Origin of the sequence: Saccharopolyspora karakumensis, assembly GCF_004349225.1 — a bacterium.
GTDB classification, from domain to species: domain Bacteria; phylum Actinomycetota; class Actinomycetes; order Mycobacteriales; family Pseudonocardiaceae; genus Saccharopolyspora; species Saccharopolyspora endophytica.
In genome coordinates, this window is the sequence record NZ_SMLA01000064.1 from 1 (window position 1) to 20,661 (window position 20,661).

Sequence of the window (20,661 nt, forward strand, 5' to 3'; positions counted from 1 at the left end):
CCCCCAGTACGGGCGCGATCCCCGGTCCTCCCTGATCACCGCGTCGCACCACGAAGTCTGCCCGCACCAGCGCCGTCGCGAGACCGTGAAGCTGCCCGAATGCGACTGCGTAGTTGTACGCATCCGCACCGGGGGAAGCTGCCGACGAACGCGACAAGAGCGCCTCCCGGCTCGCGGCCGGGAGGCGCTCGATGGGGTCTGATCAGGTCAGATGGCGGCCACGCCGGTCTCGCCGGTGCGCACCCGCACGACGCTCTCGACCGCGGTCACCCACACCTTGCCGTCGCCCACCTTGCCGGTGCGGGCGGCGTTGACGATCCCCTCGACGACCTTGTCCACGTCGGTCTCGTCGACCAGGACCTCCACGCGGGACTTCTCGATGAAGTCCACCGAGTACTCAGCGCCCCGGTAGACCTCGGTGTGGCCCTTCTGCCTGCCGTAGCCCTCGGCGTCGCTCACGGTCATGCCCAGCACGCCGAGCCTGCCGAGCTCCTCCTTGAGATCGTCCACCTTCTGCGGCTGAACGATCGCGGTCACCAGCTTCATGCGCGGCTGCCCTCCAGCTTGCGGTCTTCGACGTCGCCGGCCGCAGCGGAAGCGCGGCGACCCGATCGGTCATCCCCGAAGTGGTACGCGGTCTCCGCGTGCTCGGTCTCGTCGATGCCCGCGGCCTCGTCCTCCTCGCTCAGCCGGAAGCCGATGGTCGCCTTCACGATCAGGGCCAGGAGCAGGCTGAGCACGAAGGAGTAGATCAGCACCGCGAAGGCTCCGACGGCCTGCCGCCACAACTGATCCAGTCCGCCGCCGTAGAACAGGCCCGCCACGCCCGCCGGGGCGTCCGCCGAGGCGAACAGACCCACCAGCAGCGTGCCCAGCAGGCCGCCGACCAGGTGGACGCCGACGACGTCGAGGGAATCGTCGTAGCCGAACGTGAACTTCAGGCTCACCGCCAGCGCGCAGGCCGCGCCCGTGATCGCACCGATCGCGATGGCGCCCAGCGGCGTCACCGACGAGCAGGCCGGGGTGATCGCGACCAGACCGGCCACGATGCCCGACGCGGCGCCCAGCGTGGTGGCGTGACCGTCGCGCAGCCGCTCCACCAGCAGCCAGCCCAGCATCGCCGCGCTGGTGGCGACCAGCGTGTTGACCAGGACGAACGCCGCCGTGTTGTCGGCGGCCAGCGCGGAACCGGCGTTGAAGCCGAACCAGCCGAACCACAGCAGCCCGGCGCCGAGCACCACGAACGGCAGGTTGTGCGGCTTGCCGACGCCCTTGGGCCAGTTCTTGCGCTTGCCCAGCACCAGCACCAGGGCCAGCGCGGCGGCACCGGCGTTGATGTGGACCGCGGTGCCACCCGCGAAGTCGATCGCGGCCAGGCGGTTGGCGATCCAGCCACCGACGCCGGTCACGTTGCCCGCGTCGTCGGTGTCGTCGAAGTCGAAGACCCAGTGCGCGACCGGGAAGTACACCACGACCGCCCACAGCGCGGCGAACAGCAACCACGGGCCGAAGCGGGCGCGGTCGGCGATGGCGCCGGAGATCAGCGCGACCGTCAGGATCGCGAACATCGCCTGGAAGCCGACGAAGGCGAGCGACGGGATCGTGCCCGACAGCGAGTCCTCACCGAGCAGGCCCGCCAGACCGAAGTTCTCGAAGGGGTTCGCCAGCAGACCCAGACCACCGATGTCGGTGGCGAAGGCCATCGAGTAGCCGAACAGCACCCACAGCACGCCGATCACGCCGATCGAGCCGAGGCTCATCATCAGCATGTTCAGCACACCCCGGGACCGGACCATGCCGCCGTAGAAGAACGCCAGCCCTGGGGTCATCAGCAGGACAAGAGCGGCGCTCACGAGCACCCATGCGGTGTCGCCTGAATTCACATTGCCTCCCCGTGCGAACCGAGTTGGCCGCATCTTGGGAAATGCCTGTTTCAGGCGAAGCGTCGTGCTGTAACGCAGGCGTGAAATGTGACCCACCCGCTGTTACGGGCAGATGCGCACGTCAATTCGGTGTTACGCGGCCGATCACCGACGGGACCTGGACGGGCCTGCCGACGGAGAGCCCGAAGCCCAGCCAGCCCGCTGAGCAGGCCAGGATCAGCACCAGCGGCAGCGTCCACGCGCCGGAGATGTCGTGCAGCAGACCGATGAGCAGCGGGCCCGCCGCGGCGATGAGATAACCCCCACCCTGGGCCATGCCGGACAAGGCGGTCGTGGTGTCGCTGTCCGGCGAGCGCAGCCCCAGCAGCGTCAGCGCCAGGCCGAACGCCGCGCCCTGGGCCAGGCCCAGCACCACCACCGCGGGCCACAGCAGTCCGGTGGGGCCGAGCAGGATGCCGCCGAATCCGAACATGAGCATCAGCGACAGCACCACGATGATCGGCCGCTGGTCGCGCAAGCGCCGGCACAGCAGCGGGATCGACATCGACCCGGCGGCCTGGATCGCCGCCTGCACGCCCAGCGCCAGCCCGGCCAGCTCCGGGGTCATCCCCCGGCTCTGCAACATCGTCGGCAGCCAGCCGAACACGACGTAGGCCAGCGAGGACTGCAAGCCCATGAAGAAGGTGAGGTGCCACGCCAGCGGGGTGCGCCACAGGATTCCCGGGCTGACCGGCTTCGGCGCGGCGACCGCGCTGCCGCGCACCGCGACCAGGCTGATCACCAGCGCCACCAGCACCGGAACGGCCAGCAGCCCCAGCGGCGCCCGCCACTCCGAACCCAGCGCGTGCCCGATCGGCACCACGGCGGCGGCAGCGAACGCGCCGCCCAGCGTCAGGCACATCGTGTAGACGGCGGTGACCACCGGGACCGTGTGCGGGAAGTCGCGCTTGATCAGACCGGGCACGGCGACGTTGGCGACCGCGATGCCCGCGCCGACCACGATCGTTCCCGCCAGCAGCGTCGGGATGTCGCCGAAGGCGCGCAGCGAGTTGCCGATCAGCAGCACCACCAGGCAGCCCAGCAGCACTCGCTCATCGCCGAAGCGCTGGCGCAGCCGCGGCGCGACGAACGCGAAGGCGCCCAGGCACACCACCGGCAGGGTGGTCAGCACTCCGCTGAACGTCCCCGTGACCCCGAGGTCGCGCTGGATGCGGTCCAGCAGCGGCGCCACCGCCGTGAACGGCGGCCGCAACGCCAAGGCCACCAGCACGACCACGACCACGGTCACGATGGCGGTGACCCGCTGGGTCCGCGGCGTTCCCCCCTGGACTCCGGTACCCACGCGACGTTCCTTCCCGAAAGAGCTGGTCAGACTGCGACGAGATCCGCTCGGCGGCGTCGCGGGCTCAACTCAACTACATGGAACGCCCGTACCACAAACTCTCGCGCAGTGAACCTGCACACCTCGCGCGGAAATGCTCCCGAACCGCCCAAAACCCGCCCGCCGGAAAGGCATCGTTCGAATTTCGCGCGACATTCGAGTCCGAAAGATCCCGGTCGAACTCGCGCGAAATTCGAAGTCCCCTCTCGAAGGGCCCCGGGCACGACGAAGCCCCCGGCGAGTCGTGCCGGGGGCTTCCTCGTGCATGTCGGGCTCGGGGTCAGTTGAGCAGGGCGTCGACGAACGCTCCCGGCTCGAACGGGGCCAGGTCGTCCGCCCCCTCGCCGAGGCCGACGAGCTTGACCGGGACGCCGAGCTCGCGCTGGACCTGGAAGACGATGCCGCCCTTGGCGGTGCCGTCGAGCTTGGTCAGCACGATGCCGGTGACGTCGACGACCTCGGAGAACACCCGGGCCTGCATGAGCCCGTTCTGCCCCGTGGTGGCGTCGAGGACCAGCAGCACCTCGTCGACCTGGGCCTTCTTCTCCACGACGCGCTTGACCTTGCCGAGCTCGTCCATCAGACCGGTCTTGGTGTGCAGCCGTCCGGCGGTGTCGACCAGCACCGCGTCCACGGCGCTGTCGCTGCCCCGGCTGACGGCCTCGAACGCCACGCTGGCCGGGTCGGCTCCCTCGTTGCCGCGCACCACCTCGGCACCGACGCGTTCACCCCAGGTCGCCAGCTGCTCGACGGCGGCGGCGCGGAAGGTGTCGGCGGCACCGAGCAGCACGGTCCGGCCGTCGGCGACCAGGACGCGGGCCAGCTTGCCGGTGGTCGTCGTCTTGCCGGTGCCGTTGACGCCCACGACCAGCAGCACCGCCGGCTTGCCGCCGTCGGCCGGGTCGCCGTGCGGCAGCGCGCGCACCGAGCGCTCCATGTCCTTGCCGAGCGCGTCGACGAGCACCTCGCGCAGGACGGTGCGGGCCTCCTCCGAGCTGCGCACGGCGCGGGAGGCGATCTCGGAGCGCAGCCGCTCGGTGATCTCGGTGGTGGTGGCCGCGCCCAGGTCGGCCATCAGCAGGGTGTCCTCGATCTCCTCCCAGGAGTCCTCGTCGAGGTCACCCGCGCCGAGCAGGCCCAGCAGGCTCTGCCCGAAGGTCGTGCGGGAGCGGGACAGCCGGCCGCGGAGCCGCTCGAGGCGACCGGCGGTGGGCTCGATCTCCTCCACCTCGACGGCGGGCGCCTCGGGCTCCGGCGGAGCCTCGGGCTCCGGCGGGGCCGTGGGCTCCGGCGGGGCCGTGGGCTCCGGCGGGGCCGTGGGCTGGGCGGGAACCTCCGGTTCCGCGACGGGTTCGGCCGTCGCGGTGTCCTCGGGGAGTTCGACGTCGACGATGCCGCGCCGCTCGGTGTCGCGCGGGACCGCCGCGTCGTCGCCGACGCCGGGCTGGCCCTCCACCTCGGTGCGCTCTTCGACCGGGTGCTCCGGCGCGGCGGGTTCGGCCGCGGCCTCGGGCTCGGCGGTCGCGGCGCCGCTGGCGAAGCTGATGCCGCTACCGGTCTGGTAGCCGCCGCCCTTGACGGCGGTGGGCGCGTCGGCTTCGTCCTTCTCGCGCAGGCTGATCCGCCGACGGCGGTTGAGCACCACACCGGCGACCACGGCGAGAGCCAGCACCACCGCGACAACGACGACGATCAGAATCAGGGTTTCGGTGGTCACCCGCCCATCCTCCCACCTGCTCTAACCGCTTCCACCAGGCACCTGCCGGGCAGTCACGTGAGCAATTCACCAACAATGGCCACATAGTGCTTGCTTTTTCATGCCCGTGTGCAATACACCACAGGTATGCGCTGGTGGCGAGTGGTGGGGCTGCTCTCGGGAACGTCGATGGACGGCATCGACGTCGTCGCGGCGGAGCTGCGCCTCGACGGCGAGACGATCGAGCTCCGCCCGCTCGGCGATCACACCCTCGCCTACCCCGCCGACCTGCGCGAAGACCTCCTCGCGGCGCTGCCGCCGGGGGTCCTCGACGCCGAGACCTTCTGCCGCCTCGACACCCTCGTCGGCCGGTGCTTCGCCGACGCCGCACTCCGGGGCGTGGAACTGGCGGGCGGCGAAGCCGACTTCGTCTCCTCGCTCGGCCAGACGATCTACCACTGGGTCGAAGGCGGCCGTGCCCACGGCACCCTCCAGATCGGCCAACCGGCCTGGATCGCCGAGGCCACCGGCCTGCCGGTCATCTCCGACCTGCGCACCCGCGACGTCGCCGCCTCCGGCCACGGCGCTCCCCTCGCCGGCGTCCTCGACTCCCTCTGGCTCGGAGATCCCGGAGTTCAGTGGGAACCGGGGACCGGAGTTCCACTGAAATCGGGGACACCGGTGGCGCTGAACATCGGTGGGATCGCCAACATCGCCGTGGTCGGCGGGCCGGAGCCGCTGGCCTACGACACCGGCCCCGGCAACGCTCTGATCGACCTCGCCGCGCAGCAGCGGACCGGCAAGCCGCAGGACACCGACGGCGCGCTGGCCGCCTCCGGGACCGTGCGCGAAGACCTGCTCACGAACCTCCTGGACGACGAGTACTACCGGCTGCCCGCGCCGAAGTCGACCGGCAAGGAGCACTTCAACTCCGGCTACCTCGCCCGCGCGCTCGACGAGCTCGGCGAGCCCGTCTCGGACGCCGACCTGCTCGCGACCCTGACCCAGCTGACCGCGCGCACCATCGCCGACGCCTGCCGGGCCGAAGGCGCCGGACGCGTCGTCGTCGCCGGCGGCGGCGTGCACAACCCCGTGCTGCTGGCAGCACTTCGCCGAGAGCTGGACGTCCCGGTGCTGGTCAGCGACGATCTCGGGATGCCCTCCGACAGCAAGGAAGCCCTGCTCACCGCGCTGCTCGGTTTCCTGACCTGGAACGGTCTCCCCGGCAACACGCCCGGAACCACGGGGGCCGCCGGCCCCCGAGTCCTGGGCAGCATCACTCCGGGCGCGACCGGCCTGCGACTGCCCGAACCCGCCACCACCCAGCCCCGGCGGCTGATCATGCGGTCCGCCGCAACGAACTAGGAGGCCAGATGCGATCGCTCGACCTCGTCGTGATCGGGTTGTACCTGATCGCGATGCCGGCCCTGGGATTGCTGCTCAGCGGCAAGCAGAAGAGCTCGCAGGACTACTTCGTCGGCGGGCGGCAACTCCCCTGGTGGGCCGTGTGCTTCTCGGTGGTGGCCACCGAGACCTCGACGCTGACCGTGATCAGCGTGCCGACAGTGGCCTACCTCGGCAGCTTCACCTACCTGCAGCTGGCGATCGGCTACCTGATCGGCCGCATCGTGGTCTCCTTCGTGCTGCTGCCCCGCTACTTCGCCGGAAACCTGGTGAGCGCCTACGCCTTCCTCGGCCAGCGCTTCGGAACCGGCCTGCAGGGCACCGCGTCGGTGACGTTCCTGATCACCCGGTTGCTCGCCGACGGCCTGCGGCTGTTCGCCACGGCGATCCCGGTGAAGGTGATGCTCGCGGCGTTCGACGTGCACCTGTCGTACTGGCAGATCATCGCGCTGCTGGCGGTCCTGACCGTGATCTACACGTACTTCGGGGGCATCAAGGCCGTGGTGTGGGTCGACGCGATCCAGATGTTCGTCTACATCGGCGGCGCGATCCTGGCCGGGATCATCCTGTTCGGCAAGCTCCCCGGCGACTGGTTCTCCACGGCGATGGCCGAGGGCAAGTTCCAGCTGCTGGACTTCTCCTCGTCGATCATCACCGACCAGTACGCGTTCTTCACCGCGGTGATCGGTGGCGCGGTGTTCGCGATGGCCTCGCACGGCGCCGACCAGCTGATGGTGCAGCGCCTGCTGGCCTGCAAGGACCTCAAGGACGGCCGGCGGGCGCTGATCGCCAGCGGTGTCGTGGTGGCGCTGCAGTTCGGGCTGTTCCTGTTCATCGGCACCATGCTGTGGTCGTTCTTCAAGGGCGCCACGCCGGATTCGATGGGGCTGGCCAGCTCCGACGAGCTGTTCCCGCAGTTCATCGTCAACGACCTGCCGCCGGGCATCTCCGGGCTGTTCATCGCCGGCATCCTCGCCGCCGCGATGAGCACCCTGGCGTCCTCGCTGAACTCGCTGTCGACCTCGACGGTCAGCGACCTCTACCAGCGGCTGTCGAAGAAACCGCTCGACGACGCGGCCGTGCTGAAGATGGGCAAGCTGTGGACGCTGGTGTGGGCGGTGGTGTTCGTGGTGTTCGCGTCGATGTTCACCAGCACCGAGAACCCGGTGGTCGAGGTCGGTCTGAGCATCGCCAGCTACACCTACGGCGCGCTGCTGGGCGCGTTCCTGCTGGGGCTGCTGGTCAAGCGCGCGCGGCAGGCCGACGCGATCATCGCGTTCGTCGCGACCATCGCGGTGGTGCTGTACTTCGTCATCGGCGTGAGCTTCCCCGACGGCGAAGGCGGCGAGACGTCGCTGGCATTCCCCTGGTACACCCCGCTGGGCGTGATCGTGACCCTCGTGGTCGGCGGCCTGCTCTCCCTCCGCCACAGCCGGGACGCCGAAGAATCCGTCCCCGAAACCGTCTAACACGGATTACCGCCGCAACCAGGTCCCTGATTGCGGCGGTAATCCCGGACCGGAAAACGGCGGTAACCAGGTACCGGGTAGACCGCCGTTGCCGGAGGGATCGGAATACGGCGGTAATCGGAGGCCTGAATACGGCGATTTTCGGGGTTTGACGCGAACGCGGCCCCCGGTCCAGATCGCGGGTTCTGGCGATCCCCGCAACACCCTGGATTTCAGGGAGTTGCGGGGATCGTGGTTTCTGCGGGGTCGAGGGCGAGGTTTTCGAGGCGTTGGAGCGAGAGGGTGGCAGTATTTCGGCTGCTGCTCGGGAGGTCGGGGTGAACCGGAATGCGGCATTCGGGTGGGCGCGCAAGGTGGGTGTTTCGGGCCGGGGAAATGGGGGCGTGACGCATCCCGGTCGGGCGAAGTATGAGCGGTTGCGCGCGGCCGGAGTGCGGAGGCGAGATGCCGCGGTGCAAGCCGGGGTCCACGAACGCACGGCGAGGGACTGGGACCGTGGCATCCGCAAGATCGGTGACGCGCGCCTGCACCCGGACGGCCGCCGGATCGACTACAAGACTGGCGTGACCACGATCAACGGCGTTGGATCGGAGCCGTCTCTTGCTGCGGTCGAGGCGGAGCTACATCCTCGGTTCCTCACCCTGGCCGAGCGAGAGCAGATCGCTGACCGGCATGGGGCAGGCGAATCGCTGCGGGCGATCGGGCGGGCGCTGGGCCGGTCGGCGTCCACGATCAAACGCGAGATCGATGCCCGCAGTTCCGAAGGGGTCTACCGGCCGCACCGGGCACAGCGGGCGTGGGCGAAGAGCCGGCCACGCCCCAAGGAATCCAAGCTCGCCCAGGATGGCCGGTTGCCGCCGCTCGGCTGCAGCAGCGGTGGTCATCCGAGCAGATCTGCCACGCTCTGGTCATCGAGTTCCCCGACGACGAGGGCATGCGGGTGAGTACGGAGACGATCTACCAAGCGATCTATGTCCAGGCCCGTGGCGGGCTGCGGCGTGAGGTCGCTGACGCCCTGCGCACCGGGCGCACCCGCCGCACACCACACCGCGCACCGAACCGGCGCACACCGCGGTTCGCCGACGAAATGGTGATGATCTCCGAGCGTCCGCCCGAGGTCGCCGACCGGGCCGTGCCCGGCCACTGGGAAGGCGACCTGATCGTCGGCACCCGCAGCGAGTCCGCGATCGCAACCCTGGTCGAGCGCTCCACCCGCTATGTCATGCTCGGGCACCTGCCCGGCAGGCACACCGCCGAGGAAGTCCGCGACGTGCTGATACCGCTGTTCCAGACCCTGCCAGAGCACCTGCGTGGTTCCCTGACCTGGGACCAGGGTTGTGAGATGGCCGCGCACAAGCAGTTCACCGTTGCCACGGGAGTGCCTGTGTATTTCTGCGATCCGCACTCACCCTGGCAACGCGGATCGAACGAGAACACCAACGGCCTGCTACGCCAGTACTTCCCCAAAGGCACCGACCTGTCCACCCACAGCGCCGCAGACCTCGAACACGTCGCCCAACAACTCAACAGCCGACCACGCAAAACGCTCGGCTGGAAGACTCCAGCCGAGCGCCTGCGTGATCTACTGACAACCACATAAGCCATCAGGTGTTGCGAGGACCCCAAGAATCCGCCAGTCACCGGGGCCGCGTTGTGCCTGCGGGTCAGGCGAAGGCCAGGGGCAGGAGGCCGACGAGGAGTACCAGGACGAACGCGGCGATGCTGATGCCGATGGTCAGGCCCAGTCCCGGGGTCTCCTGCGGGGTCGGGCCGATCGCGCCGTCCATGAAGACCATCGCCGGGGGCTTGTAGTACACGTCGAGCTGCTGGCCGGCTCCGACCGGGATCACCGCGGTCGCGTGCCCGACCTTCCACAGGTAGTTCACGTGCACCCGGATCTGGTGCTGCCCGGGCGGCAGGTCGATCGGGTTCTTGCCCCAGGTCAGCACAGGCCCGGGCTGACCGTTGATCGTCACCTGCGGCTTGAACAGCAGGAACGCCAGCATCAACCAGTGGTACGAGCAGTCGATCAGCAGCCGCCCCATGCCGGGCGGAGGCGGCGGGAACTGCGGAGGCATCTGCTGCTGCGGCATCTGCTGGTGCGGAGGCATCTGCTGCATCTGCTGCGGGGGCATCTGCGGCATCGGCCCGGACTGCGGGTAGCCGGGGCCCTGCTGGGGGTAGCCCTGCGGCGGATATCCCTGCTGCTGCGGGTAGCCCTGGGGCATCGGCTGCTGCGGCATCGGGCCGGACGGCGGACCGTAACCGGGGGGCACCTGAGCGCCCTGCTGCGGATACGGCGACTGCCCTGGCAGGGGGCCGTACGGGTTGGTCATCAAGAATCTCCTAGTGCCTGCCTCGGTCCCCGCACTCGGGGTGGTGCTCGCGGGAGCACGACGCCGACTCCTCGCCCGGTGAGATGCCGGATCACGCCCATCTTCGCGCATGCGTTCGCCTGCCCCCAAACCCCCGTCCGCAATGCCTGCGCACAGCCCTTCAGTCCTGGTGGCGACGAGCCGATCAAGGAGCAATGGGGATCTTCGTCCACAGGAGCCGGGCCGGATCGCCCACCGCGCACGGCACCGATCACCGGGAGTTCCAGAGCAGGCTGGACGCCTACGCGGTCGGCGACCTCGACGACGTCGACTGGCTGATGATGCGCACGCATCTGGCCGAATGCGCCGACTGCCAAGCCGACCTGCGCCGCCCCGACCTGTGGAACCGCGCCGCACCGCAACGCATCACCGCTGATCACGAGGTGCTGCGGCACCCGCACCGGGAGACCGCACCGGGCTGGACGCTGATGCTCGGCATCGTCCTGGTGGCCGCGCTGGTCGCCTTCGGCGTCGGCTACGCCTGGGGCGGGATCTAGTCCAGGACCGAGGCGACGTCGCCCTCTTCCGGGGCGCCTTCGGGCTCGGGTTCGTCGGACTTCTCGTCCGCCTTGCCCTTCAGGCGCTGCGAGATGACCTGGGTGATGCCGTCGCCACGCATCGTCACGCCGTAGAGCGCGTCGGCGATCTCCATCGTCGGCTTCTGGTGCGTGATGATGATCAGCTGCGAGGTGGCGCGCAGCTGATCGAGCAGCGTGATCAGGCGGCGCAGGTTGGTGTCGTCCAGCGCCGCCTCGACCTCGTCCATCACGTAGAACGGCGAGGGACGGGCGCGGAAGATCGCCACGAGCATCGCCACCGCGGTCAGCGACTTCTCGCCACCGGACAGCAGCGACAGCCGCTTGACCTTCTTGCCCGGCGGACGCGCTTCGACCTCCACACCGGTGCTGAGCATGTCGCCGGGATCGGTCAGGGTCAGGCGGCCGTCGCCGCCCGGGAACAGGACCTTGAAGACGACCTCGAACTCCTTGGCCACGTCCTCGAAAGCGGAGCTGAAGACCTCCAGGATCTTCTCGTCGACCTCCTTGACCACGCTGAGCAGGTCGCGGCGGCTGTCCTTGAGGTCTTCCAGCTGGGTGGACAGGAACTTGTAGCGCTCCTCCAGCGCCGCGAACTCCTCCAGCGCCAGCGGGTTGACCTTGCCCAGCAGCGACAGGTCCTTCTCCGCGCGCTTGGCGCGCCGCTCCTGGGTCGCCCGGTCGAAGGGCACCGGCGGCGGGGCGCTGACCTCGTCGCCGCGTTCCTTCGCCGCCTCGTACTCGGCGACCTCGGCGGGGCTCGGTGGCACCGGCACGGTCGGGCCGTACTCGTCGACCAGGTCGTCCAACCCGATCCCGAAGTCCTCGATGATCTTGGTTTCGAGCTGCTCGATCCGCAACCGCTGCTCGGCGCGCACCACCTCGTCGCGGTGCACCGCATCGGTCAGCTTCTCCAGCTCACCGGACAGCTCGCGGACGCGGGCGCGGATCACGCCGAGGGCCTGCTCGTGCTCGCTCTGCTTGGCCTGCGCGACGTCTCGCTCCTCGGTCGCGGCCTGCAGCGACACCGCGATCCGCTCCAGCGCGGTCTCGGCTCCGTCGATGACGGCGCGCGTGACGCGGGCGGCGCGTTCCCGGGCCTCGCGGGCGGCCGCGGCGCGAGCGCGGGTCTCGCGCTCGTGACGTGCGGCGCGGCGCAGCTGATCGGCCCGGCCCTGCACGGCGCGAGCACGCTCCTCGGCGGTGCGCTGGGTCAGCCGCGCGTCCATCTCCTGCTGACGCACCGCCGTGAGCTCGGTGGAGAGGCGGTCGCGCTCGTCGGTGTCGGGCTCGGCGGCCTCTTCCTGCTCGTTCTTCACCGCGTCGAGGCGCTCTTCGAGCTCGGCGAGCTTCACCAGCGACTGGTCGCGGGTCTGCTCGACCTTGACGCGCTGCTCGGAGATCCGCTCGACCTCGGAGGTCGCGTTGCGGGCGGCGCGCTGCAGGCTCGACAACCGCTCGGTGCTGCGAGCGCGAGCGACCTTGGCCTCGTTGATCTGCTCCTGCGCGGCACGGGCCTCGGCGCGCCGCGACTCCTCCTCGGCGCGAGCGCCTTCCAGCGCGGCCGAATGCTGCTCCAGCCTGCGCTCGGCGGCGGCGAGCTCGCTCTCGGCCTCGTCGACGGCGGCGCGGACCTCGATGACGCTCTGCTTGTCGTCCGAACCTCCGGTGGCCCAGTGCGCGCCGAGCACGTCACCGGTCGAGGTCACCGCCCGCACGCTCGGATGGGCCTGCACGACTTCCCGCGCGGCGTCGAGGGTGTCGACCACCACGACCTGGTCCAGCGCGCTGAGCACCGCACCCCGGAGCTCGTCCGGAGCGGCGATCAGGTCCACCGCCCACCGGGCCGAACCGGGCAGCTGCGGCCAGTGCGAGCGGTCGACGTCGGCGTCGGAACCGATCACCACGCCGGAACGACCCGCGTCGTCGGACTTGAGCAGGTTCAGCGCGGTCACCGCGTCGGTGACACCGCGCACCACGACCGCGTCGGCGACCGCGCCCAGCGCAGCGGCGAGCGCGGCCTCGGCACCGGTTTCGACGGTGAGCAGCGCGGCGACCGATCCCAGCAGCCCGGGCACCCGGTCACCGGCGGCCAGCAGGGCACCGGCGCCGTCCTTGCGCTGCAGACCCATCGACAGGGCCTCGACCCGCGCCTTCCACGACGCGATCTCGCGTTCCGCAGCGCGCTCCTGCTTGACCAGCTCCTCCACCCGCGCGCGGGCGGCGTCGCGCGCCTGCGCCGCGTTCTCGCGGCGTTCCTGCAGGCCGGCGTCGTCGGAGTCGTAGCCGCCGCTCTCCTCCTCGGCGTCGGCCAGCGCGCCGTTCGCCTCCTCGGCGCGAGCGGTGGCCTCCTCCAGGGATTCGCTGAGGCGCTCGATCTCGTCGGCGCTGTCGCTGACCTTCCCGCGCAGCGACTCGACCTGGCCGGACAGGCGGGCGGCGCCTTCGCGCCGGTCGGCGATTGCCCGCACCGCCGCCATGTGGGCCTGTTCGGCCTGCTTGAGCTGCGATTCCAGTTCGGAGCGGCGCTGCACCACGTCCTGAAGGGCTTCGCGCGCCTCCTCGACCTGCTCGCGGAGCTCGATCTCCTGCTCGGCGGCCTCCTCGGCCTCGGCGTCGAGCTGGTCGGGGTCGCGACCGGAGCGCTGCTCCTCGGTCTGCTCGGTGAGGTGCCGGTGCCGTTCAGCGGCCAGCCGCAGCGTGCCGCGCAGGCGTTCTTCCAGCGCCGACAACCGGTACCAGGTCTCCTGGGCCTTGTTCAGGCGCGGCGCGTCGGCGGCGACGGCCTCTTCGAGGGTCTTCTCCTCGGACTGGGCGAACTGCAGGGCCCGCTCGACCTCGGTGCGCTTGGCGCGCGCGGTCTCCTGATCGGCCTCGTCGCGGGCCAGGTCCGCGCGGGCCGTGACCAGGTCGTCGGCGATGATCCGGAGCCTGGCGTCGCGCAGGTCGGCCTGCACGGTCTGCGCCTTGCGGGCGATCTCGGCCTGCTTGCCCAGCGGCTTGAGCTGTCGCCGCAGCTCGCTGGTGAGGTCGGTCAGGCGCGTCAGGTTGGCCTGCATCGCGTCGAGCTTGCGCAGCGCCTTTTCCTTGCGCTTGCGGTGTTTGAGCACGCCGGCGGCCTCTTCGATGAGGCGGCGGTTCTCGTCCGGCTTGGCCTGCAGGATCGACGCCAGCTGGCCCTGACCGACGATGACGTGCATCTCGCGGCCGATGCCGGAGTCCGACAGCAGTTCCTGCACGTCCATCAGCCGGCAGGTGTTGCCGTTGATCTCGTACTCGCTGGCGCCGTCGCGGAACATCCGGCGGGTGATGGAGACCTCGGTGTACTCGATCGGCAGCGCGCCGTCGGCGTTGTCGATGGTCAGCGTGACCTCGGCGCGGCCCAGCGGGGCGCGGCCCGCGGTGCCCGCGAAGATCACGTCCTCCATCTTGCCGCCGCGCAGGTCCTTGGCGCCCTGCTCGCCCATCACCCAGCGCAGGGCGTCGAGGACGTTGGACTTGCCGGAGCCGTTGGGTCCGACGACGCAGGTGATGCCGGGTTCGAAGCGCAGCGTCGTGGCCGAGGCGAAGGACTTGAACCCCTTCAGCGTCAGGCTCTTGAGATGCACGGCTGCCGTCGACCTTCCCGTCGGTTACGCGACCACGTCCGCGGGACTCTACCGTCGATCGAGGTCCGCTCGACGCAGAACCGCTGGTTCAGCGCTCATCGCAGGATCCTCCGGCCGGCTCCGGTGTGGAAATTGAGCTCCCGATGCACGAGGAACGGCGTCCTACACCTGACCCGCTCTTCAGCCATGATCTTCTGCTTGGTAAAAGCGGCTTGTCGGTGATCGCTGTCATAGTCCGGGTGTGAAGACCATGGTGCAGGTGAAGCTGAGGCATCGCCGACACGCTTGATGACGTGTTGCGCGGCCTGAGCTCCGAGACCACGGCCTCTGAGGTCGGCGTAAACTACGACCAGCGCACAGTGTCGATCTGGACCATGCACGGGCGGTTGAAGAACATCGCGTTCGCCTCCTCGCCCAATGATCTGAGGCCCCTGATCGAGCATCGTCGGGGAGAGTCTGACTTGGTTTTCAGGGACGGCAAGTGGTTCCTGCTCGCCGTCTGCGAAATTCCCGAGCAACCGGAGTTCGAGCCTCGGGATTGGGTCGGGGTGGACCGGGGATCAACAACCTGGCCACCACCAGCGATGCGACCAACTATTCCGGCCGTGGATTGGTTCGTTACCGCAGGTGCAGGCTCGGAAGAAGGCGGAGATCCAGGCCAAGCGCACCCGCTCCGCCGCACGCCTGCTCAAGAAGCGAGCCAAGCGGGAGGCGCGGCACGCCGCGCACATCAATCACTCGATCGCCGAAGGCGTGGTGGCCGTCGCCCAACGCACCGAACGCGGCATCGCCCTCGAGGACCTCGAGGGCATCCGTGAGCGTGTGTCACGGTTCGACGCGACCAGCGGGCCACACAATCGTCCTGGCCGTCGCTCGGCACGTTCATCGCTTACAAGGCGCGGCGCGTGGGGGTGCCGGTGATCGAGGTGGACGCGGCCTACACCTCGCAACGCTGCCACTACGGGGGTGTGGACACACCGAGCGGGCCAACCGAGCCACCCGGGATTTCTTTTCTTGTCGTCGGTGCGGGTTCGCTGGACCAGCTGACGTCGTCGCCGGGGTCAACGTGCGCGACCGCGCGCGCTCGGCGTGGGTATTCGTGCACATGCCCCACCCCACCTAGTGGTGGGCGATGCGACCCGTCTCGCCGCAGCCAGCCGTGAGACGAGAGCGCAAGCAAAGACCACACGGGCCGAGCCGCCTAGGACTCGTCCCCAGGTCCAAGCAGTTTACCGCTCGACGAAGCCCGTCAGGCCGCCCTTGGGTTCCATCCACAGCTCGGCGACGTGATCCACCCGACCGGGTGTCCTGCCGGAACGCAGCGCCTCCAGGAGTTTTTCGCACTCTTCCCGCGGTCCCTCGGCGACGACCTCGACCCGGCTGGCGGGGAGGTTGGTGGCGCTGCCGACGAGTCCCAGCTCCAGCGCGCGAGATCGCGTCCACCAGCGAAAACCCACGCCCTGAACCTGCCCGTGCACCCGCGCGATCAGTCGTGCCCGTTCCGATTCCGTCACGGTCCCCGATGATGCCGTGCCCGCTCCGAGGTCACATCACCGGCAGCTGATCGAGACCAATCCCGCTGCCGGTATGATCCGCCAGATCCCGGCGCGAGCCGGTGACCGCGGGGGACGAGGACAAACCGACACGAGTTGGGGCACCGATGGACCCGTTAGACGTGGAAGACCCGGACGCCCGGCCGAAGCGCCTGGTGATGCTCGCCGCGTCCGGCATCGCGGTGGCCACGATCTTCGCGACGACGGCAGCGGTCGTGGCCGGATCCGACAAGCGCGAGTCCGCGGGCCCGGACATCACGCTGCACCCCACCACCACGCGCAGCAGCGCCACCTCGTACACGACGGCGCCGCCGATGCCCCCGGGCCCGCCGATCACCGGCACCACGAGCTCGGAGACCTCCACCACCAGCGAGGAATCGTCGACCACGCGCAGCTCGTCGTCGACGACGCCGTCGGCGACGCAGGCACCGCCGCCGCCACCTCCGAGCCCGACCACGACGACGCCGCGCCCGACGCCGACCAGGCCATCGCCCACCCGCCCGTCGCCGACGCCGACCACCACCACCGAGCCCGACCCGCCGGAGCCCACCGCCACGCACGGCCCCAGCTCGACCCAGACCTCGCACTGATGTCGCTGGCAGTGCACGCGTGCCGGTCGTTGTGCTCGTGGCATCGGACTCCCGCCCAGCTCGACGGACTTCCGCTGCTGGCCTGCCGGGGCTGCGGCTCGCAGTGGATCCGCAGCGAGGCGTGGACGCCGATCGACCACACCGGCCGCATCCCCGACGACGTGCGCGCGGAACTCGAGCAGCGCTGAGTCAGCTCGGGTCGCCCTCCACGACGAGATCCGCGCGGTGGCGGGTGCCCGCGACGAGGGCGGCGTTGCGCTCATCGCTGCGGCGGACCCACTCGGCCGCGGCCTCCGGTGACCGGCCGTAGCGGACGTGGCGGTCGATGAGCCGCTGCACGCGCACCTCGTCGTCGGGCGCGAGGAACCAGCACTCGTCGAGCAGCCCGCGCACCTGCGACCAGGGCGGGGTTTCCAGCAGCAGGTAGTTGCCCTCGGTGATCACCAGCGGGACGTCGGGCTCCACGACGATCTCGGCGGCGAAGGACTCCTCGATCTCGCGGTGGAACCGGGGCGCGAACACGGCCTCCGAGCCTTCCCGGATCCGCCGCAGCAGCGCGACGTAGCCGGCGGCGTCGAAGGTGTCCGGCGCTCCCTTGCGGTCGGCCCGACCCAACCGCCGCAGCTGCTCGTTGGCCAGGTGGAACCCGTCCATCGGCACCAGCACGGCGGAGTCGGCGACCTCGCTGAGCACCCGCTCGGCCACGGTTCCCTTGCCCGCTCCGGGCGCTCCGGCGATCCCCAGGATCGCTCGCGTCCCGCTCTCCGCGAGGCGCTTCGCCCGCGAGATCAACTCCGAATACACGACCCCACCCTAATTCCGCCGCCCCGCACTCCCGCTTGCGCAACCCTCACCAGTCGACGGTTTCGGACCGAACCGACGTACCGGACATCGATCGTGGACGGTTCGAACCAGAACCGCACCACCCCGAAGTGGCCGGATCTCAGCGGAAATCGGAGTACGGATTTCCACTGAAGTCGTGGGCGGCGGAGTCGTCCCAGACCTCGGCGAGGAGTTCCCGGACGTACTCGGCGAGACGGCCGTTGTCGGCCGGTGCGATGGTGCTCCAGGCCCGGCCGTCGCCGCTGCTGCGAACCACGTGCAGGTAGCGGCCACGATCGGTGTCGTGGAAGGCCACCACGCGGCCGGCGCGGGCGGGTTTGCCGCGGCCCGCGCTGCCCTCCGCCCCGAACTGGCCGCGAATGCCCATGTTGTTGGCCATGTTCGCGACGTCCGCAGCGTCGTCGTGAGCGACTCCGAGGATGCGCAGCTCGTCGGTGAAGACCAACGGGTTCCCCGCTCCGGCGACGTCCGATGCCGTGCGCAGGGCACCGTTGGGCAGGCTGACCGCGCGCCCGGGACCGGGCGGTACATCACCGGCGACCGACACGGCGGCCTCGGCCAGCGAACCGCCCCTGATCGGGGTCATCTCGACCACGTCGCCGTCCACGACGGTCAGCAGCCCTTCACCGCCGTTCGCGCAGGCCAGCGCGCGGATCGGGCGATCGGCCCAGATGCGGACGTCGATGCTGCGCTGCGGCCGGTCCAGCAGTGCGAGCAGGTCGGCGAACTCCACCTCGACCCGGTCGCGCTTGGTCTCGGCGAGTCGCTTGTGCCGCAACGACTCCCACGCCTGCGCGACGAGTTCCGCGCGCTCGGTGTAGGTGGGGCCCGGGCTGGGCACGTCGAGGATGATGTGGCGTCGCTCGTCGAACCCGGCCGCCTCGCAGACGACGTCGAACTCCAGCGCGGACAGGTAGATCGGGTCGGCTTCGGCTCCGGGGCGCAACGTCAGTCCTGCTTCTCCAGCTCGTCCTCGTCGTCTTCGTCTTCGCTCTCGGTGGCCGCCGGCTCGACGTGGCCCAGCACCGCGGGAGCGACCAGCCGGTCGTCGTCGAACGGGGTTTCCTCGGCGGTGTACTTGTTCTCGTGCTCGGAGTCCTCGCCCGGCTTCTCACCGCGCGTGGCCGCCGGCGACATCATCGATCCCGGTGCGGGCCGGCTGCCCGGGGTGCTGCCCGCGGCCTTGCCCGCCACCGTGTCGCCGGGACCTCCGCCGATGGTCCCGCCCCGCGTCGTGGGAGTCTTCGACTCGCCCGCGCCGGGCACGACCTTCGGACCGGACGCGGTCGCCGGGAGCCGGCCGCCGATGGCCTTGCTCGCCGCGTACGCGCCGATCCCGGCCACCGCGGCACCACCGGCTGCGATGCCGAGGACCGTCCCCGCGCTGACTCCGCCGTCGTCGGCCCCGGCCCGCGGGTCCGGATCTGCGTCGAACTCGGCGGCGTGCTCGTCCTCACCCCGGTCGGGACGCTCCTGGTCACCGGGGCGTTCCTGGTCTCCGGGACGCCTCCCCGCGGGCGGCTGCCCGGCCAACGGCTGCTCGACGGGCGTCCTCGGCGCACCCGGCCGGTCACCCCCGACCTGACCACCGCCGACCTGACCGCCGGCGACCGCGCCACCGACGACCGTGCCACCGGCGAGGTCTCCCTGGGAACCGCCCGTGGCGGTCCCGAACGATCCGATCCCGGCCGAGGGCGTGGACCCGGACGACGCCGCGGGCACCACCGCGGCGGCGGGCATCGTCGGCAGCGGCTGGTAGGCCTGGGCCTGCTCGACCGACGTGTCGCGGTAGTTCGACAGCGCCGCCTGCGCGGCCTGCTTCTCCGCCTCGATCTTCTTGGCTTCCTCGTCGTAGTCGCTCTCGTAGCCGAACCCACCGCCGGCCCACTCGAAGACGTTCTCCGACTGCTTGTGCCGCAGCTCCTCGGCGTTGGGCAGCCGGTGCCGCGCCGACTCGTACCCGCCGGCCTGCGCGTCGACGCTGCTCGCGGACACCGCGAGCGGATCGGGGGCGTTGCCGAGGGCCACGCTCTGCTGCCGGGTCGCCTCGGCGGCGAGACTGCCTGCGCTGCCCTCCCATTCGACGTGCAGCTTGCCGAGCTCGCGGCGCAGCGTGTCGTCGAGGTCGACCACGACCTGCACGCACTTGTCCAACGCGCGAACGGCTCCCTGCATCGCCTGGGTTCCTTGGCCTTGCTTGATCTGAGCGATCCACTCCTGGAGCTCGGGGATGTCCATCCCCGTGAACCGGATGTCGCGGATCGGATCGATGTAGGTCACGCCAGCCCCCTAGCTCTGAGCCTGCAACGTGCTGACAGCGGAATGCGCCGCCGTCTGGGCCTTCTCGCACATCTGGTCGGCGTTCATGGCACCGGGCGTCTGCAGCTGCATGTTGACCCAGACCGTCTGGCCTTCCGCCGCGTCGATGAACGCGTCGCAGCCGAGGCTCTCGCCACCGTTGATCTGGCTCTGCACGGTGCCGAATCCGTTGAGCTCGTATACCTGCCGCGTTCCCGGGCTCGAGTTGATCTTCTGCAGGAGCAGCTCGATCGGCTCCGGCACGATGCGCACGCCGATGGCGAACCGCGCGGCACCCGTATCGCCGAGGTAGCCGCACCCGTTGTAGTTGCTGCCGTCCTTGGGCAACGGCGCACCGGGACCCAACTGCATAGATCTCGCCTGCTCGGCACTCATCCAAGTGCACACGTCGGCGTCTTGCTTGCCCTCGACGGGCAGATCCTGAGGACGCTGCGGGAGGTTCATCGACTCGGGCTTCGGGGCGGGTGGCACCGGGTCGGGACCGTTCACCGTGCAACCGGCCAACGCGATCACGGCTGCAGCGGGGATCCCCGCTGCGAACCGGCTACCGAAGCGCACCGGGATCCCTCTCACTGCGGTCCCCGCTTCGACTGGAACGAAGCGCTGATCTCTTCATCGGTGTACCCGTACTGCCTGGCGGCTTCGCCCAGTTGCTCCCCGAGCGCGACCACGTTGTCCACGTACTGCTGCAAGCGGCGGAAGTGCGAGTCGGGGTTCCCCAGCAGGTTCGCGGTCCAGACCGCTGCGGCGCGCTGGGAGATCTCGTCGCGGGCCGGCGGGCTGACGGCCAGGCTCGGAGCGAGGTCGTTGAGCCGCTCGCTCGCGTCCTCGGCCGCGGCCAGGATGGTCCTGCGGACCTGGAGGACGTTGTCCTTGTTGACCGTGATGGTCTGCCCGGCAACACCCGCATCCGGGGCGGGAGGCGGTGGTGGTGTCGTCATCGCGGAAACCCCCAGGTCGCGGCGGCATTTGATCACCCGATCGGAACCGACAGTAGCAGCGCT

General features: G+C 70.1%; 19 protein-coding genes and 1 pseudogene. 7 read left to right on the forward strand and 13 right to left on the reverse strand.

From position 1 onward, the window contains the following. Nucleotides 1-207: 207 nt before the first annotated feature. The 4 genes from E1202_RS27145 to ftsY form a co-directional block, all read right to left on the reverse strand. Nucleotides 208-546, reverse strand: coding sequence for a P-II family nitrogen regulator (locus E1202_RS27145; RefSeq protein ID WP_132686139.1), 339 nt, complete (start codon nt 544-546; stop codon nt 208-210). After that, the gene (locus E1202_RS27150) at nt 543-1,883 is read right to left on the reverse strand and encodes an ammonium transporter (protein WP_132686141.1); all 1,341 of its coding nucleotides are present in this window, start codon (nt 1,881-1,883) and stop codon (nt 543-545) included. Before E1202_RS27150 ends, E1202_RS27145 begins: the two co-directional genes overlap by 4 nt. Before the next feature lie 121 nt (nt 1,884-2,004). Then, a complete protein-coding gene (locus E1202_RS27155; protein WP_235879048.1) occupies nt 2,005-3,225 on the reverse strand; it encodes a CynX/NimT family MFS transporter in 1,221 nt (406 codons plus the stop codon). Between the two features lie 319 nt (nt 3,226-3,544). Continuing rightward, nucleotides 3,545-4,981: a signal recognition particle-docking protein FtsY gene (gene ftsY / locus E1202_RS27160; RefSeq protein WP_132686143.1), complete on the reverse strand. Its 1,437-nt coding sequence runs from the start codon at nt 4,979-4,981 to the stop codon at nt 3,545-3,547. Between the two features lie 126 nt (nt 4,982-5,107). On the opposite strand from ftsY, the gene E1202_RS27165 reads away from it, so the two are divergent. The 3 genes and pseudogenes from E1202_RS27165 (at nt 5,108) to E1202_RS27175 (ending at nt 9,433) form a co-directional block, all read left to right on the forward strand. Further along, nucleotides 5,108-6,325: an anhydro-N-acetylmuramic acid kinase gene (locus E1202_RS27165; RefSeq protein ID WP_207918940.1), complete on the forward strand. Its 1,218-nt coding sequence runs from the start codon at nt 5,108-5,110 to the stop codon at nt 6,323-6,325. Between the two features lie 8 nt (nt 6,326-6,333). After that, nucleotides 6,334-7,833, forward strand: coding sequence for a sodium:solute symporter (locus E1202_RS27170; RefSeq protein ID WP_132686145.1), 1,500 nt, complete (start codon nt 6,334-6,336; stop codon nt 7,831-7,833). A gap of 431 nt (nt 7,834-8,264) precedes the next feature. Continuing rightward, nucleotides 8,265-9,433 (forward strand): annotated as a pseudogene (locus tag E1202_RS27175) (IS30 family transposase). A 64-nt stretch (nt 9,434-9,497) separates the two neighbouring features. On the opposite strand, the gene E1202_RS27180 reads toward E1202_RS27175, so the two are convergent. Continuing rightward, on the reverse strand, nt 9,498-10,169 hold the full coding sequence (locus E1202_RS27180; protein WP_132686147.1) for a hypothetical protein: 672 nt from the start codon (nt 10,167-10,169) through the stop codon (nt 9,498-9,500). A gap of 194 nt (nt 10,170-10,363) precedes the next feature. Between E1202_RS27180 and E1202_RS27185 the strand changes: the two genes are divergently transcribed. After that, nucleotides 10,364-10,705: a zf-HC2 domain-containing protein gene (locus E1202_RS27185; RefSeq protein ID WP_165944009.1), complete on the forward strand. Its 342-nt coding sequence runs from the start codon at nt 10,364-10,366 to the stop codon at nt 10,703-10,705. Here E1202_RS27185 and smc read toward each other — a convergent pair. After that, nucleotides 10,702-14,352: a chromosome segregation protein SMC gene (smc, locus tag E1202_RS27190; protein WP_132686151.1), complete on the reverse strand. Its 3,651-nt coding sequence runs from the start codon at nt 14,350-14,352 to the stop codon at nt 10,702-10,704. The two genes, E1202_RS27185 and smc, sit on opposite strands and share 4 nt — an antisense overlap. 627 nt (nt 14,353-14,979) lie before the next feature. Between smc and E1202_RS31600 the strand changes: the two genes are divergently transcribed. After that, nucleotides 14,980-15,273 (forward strand): hypothetical protein, encoded by a 294-nt coding sequence (locus E1202_RS31600; RefSeq protein WP_165944010.1) that lies wholly within the window; start codon nt 14,980-14,982, stop codon nt 15,271-15,273. Beyond that, the gene (locus E1202_RS33050) at nt 15,264-15,515 is read left to right on the forward strand and encodes a hypothetical protein (RefSeq protein ID WP_408007457.1); all 252 of its coding nucleotides are present in this window, start codon (nt 15,264-15,266) and stop codon (nt 15,513-15,515) included. Before E1202_RS31600 ends, E1202_RS33050 begins: the two co-directional genes overlap by 10 nt. Nucleotides 15,516-15,581: 66 nt before the next feature. On the opposite strand, the gene E1202_RS27205 is transcribed toward E1202_RS33050, so the two are convergent. After that, nucleotides 15,582-15,866 (reverse strand): acylphosphatase, encoded by a 285-nt coding sequence (locus tag E1202_RS27205; RefSeq protein ID WP_132686155.1) that lies wholly within the window; start codon nt 15,864-15,866, stop codon nt 15,582-15,584. Between the two features lie 31 nt (nt 15,867-15,897). Further along, nucleotides 15,898-16,461, reverse strand: a complete 564-nt coding sequence (locus tag E1202_RS27210) for a hypothetical protein (protein ID WP_132686157.1) — start codon at nt 16,459-16,461, stop codon at nt 15,898-15,900. A 33-nt stretch (nt 16,462-16,494) separates the two neighbouring features. Between E1202_RS27210 and E1202_RS27215 the strand changes: the two genes are divergently transcribed. Continuing rightward, nucleotides 16,495-16,683: a hypothetical protein gene (locus tag E1202_RS27215; RefSeq protein ID WP_132686159.1), complete on the forward strand. Its 189-nt coding sequence runs from the start codon at nt 16,495-16,497 to the stop codon at nt 16,681-16,683. 1 nt (nt 16,684) lies between these two features. Here the strand turns inward: E1202_RS27215 and E1202_RS27220 are convergent, their stop codons facing one another. The 5 genes from E1202_RS27220 to E1202_RS27240 form a co-directional block, all read right to left on the reverse strand. Beyond that, nucleotides 16,685-17,299 carry a nucleoside/nucleotide kinase family protein gene (locus E1202_RS27220; protein WP_132686161.1) on the reverse strand — a complete coding sequence of 205 codons (615 nt, stop codon included), beginning with the start codon at nt 17,297-17,299 and terminating at the stop codon, nt 16,685-16,687. 139 nt (nt 17,300-17,438) lie between these two features. Continuing rightward, nucleotides 17,439-18,284, reverse strand: a complete 846-nt coding sequence (locus E1202_RS27225) for an ESX secretion-associated protein EspG (RefSeq protein ID WP_132686162.1) — start codon at nt 18,282-18,284, stop codon at nt 17,439-17,441. Between the two features lie 2 nt (nt 18,285-18,286). Then, nucleotides 18,287-19,618 (reverse strand): PPE domain-containing protein, encoded by a 1,332-nt coding sequence (locus E1202_RS27230; RefSeq protein ID WP_132686164.1) that lies wholly within the window; start codon nt 19,616-19,618, stop codon nt 18,287-18,289. Nucleotides 19,619-19,627: 9 nt separating this feature from the next. Then, nucleotides 19,628-20,230: a DUF3558 family protein gene (locus E1202_RS27235; RefSeq protein ID WP_132686166.1), complete on the reverse strand. Its 603-nt coding sequence runs from the start codon at nt 20,228-20,230 to the stop codon at nt 19,628-19,630. Further along, entirely contained in the window at nt 20,227-20,598 is a 372-nt protein-coding gene (locus E1202_RS27240; protein ID WP_235879049.1) for a hypothetical protein, read from the reverse strand. The genes E1202_RS27235 and E1202_RS27240 overlap by 4 nt, the downstream gene beginning before the upstream one ends. Nucleotides 20,599-20,661 lie beyond the last annotated feature (63 nt).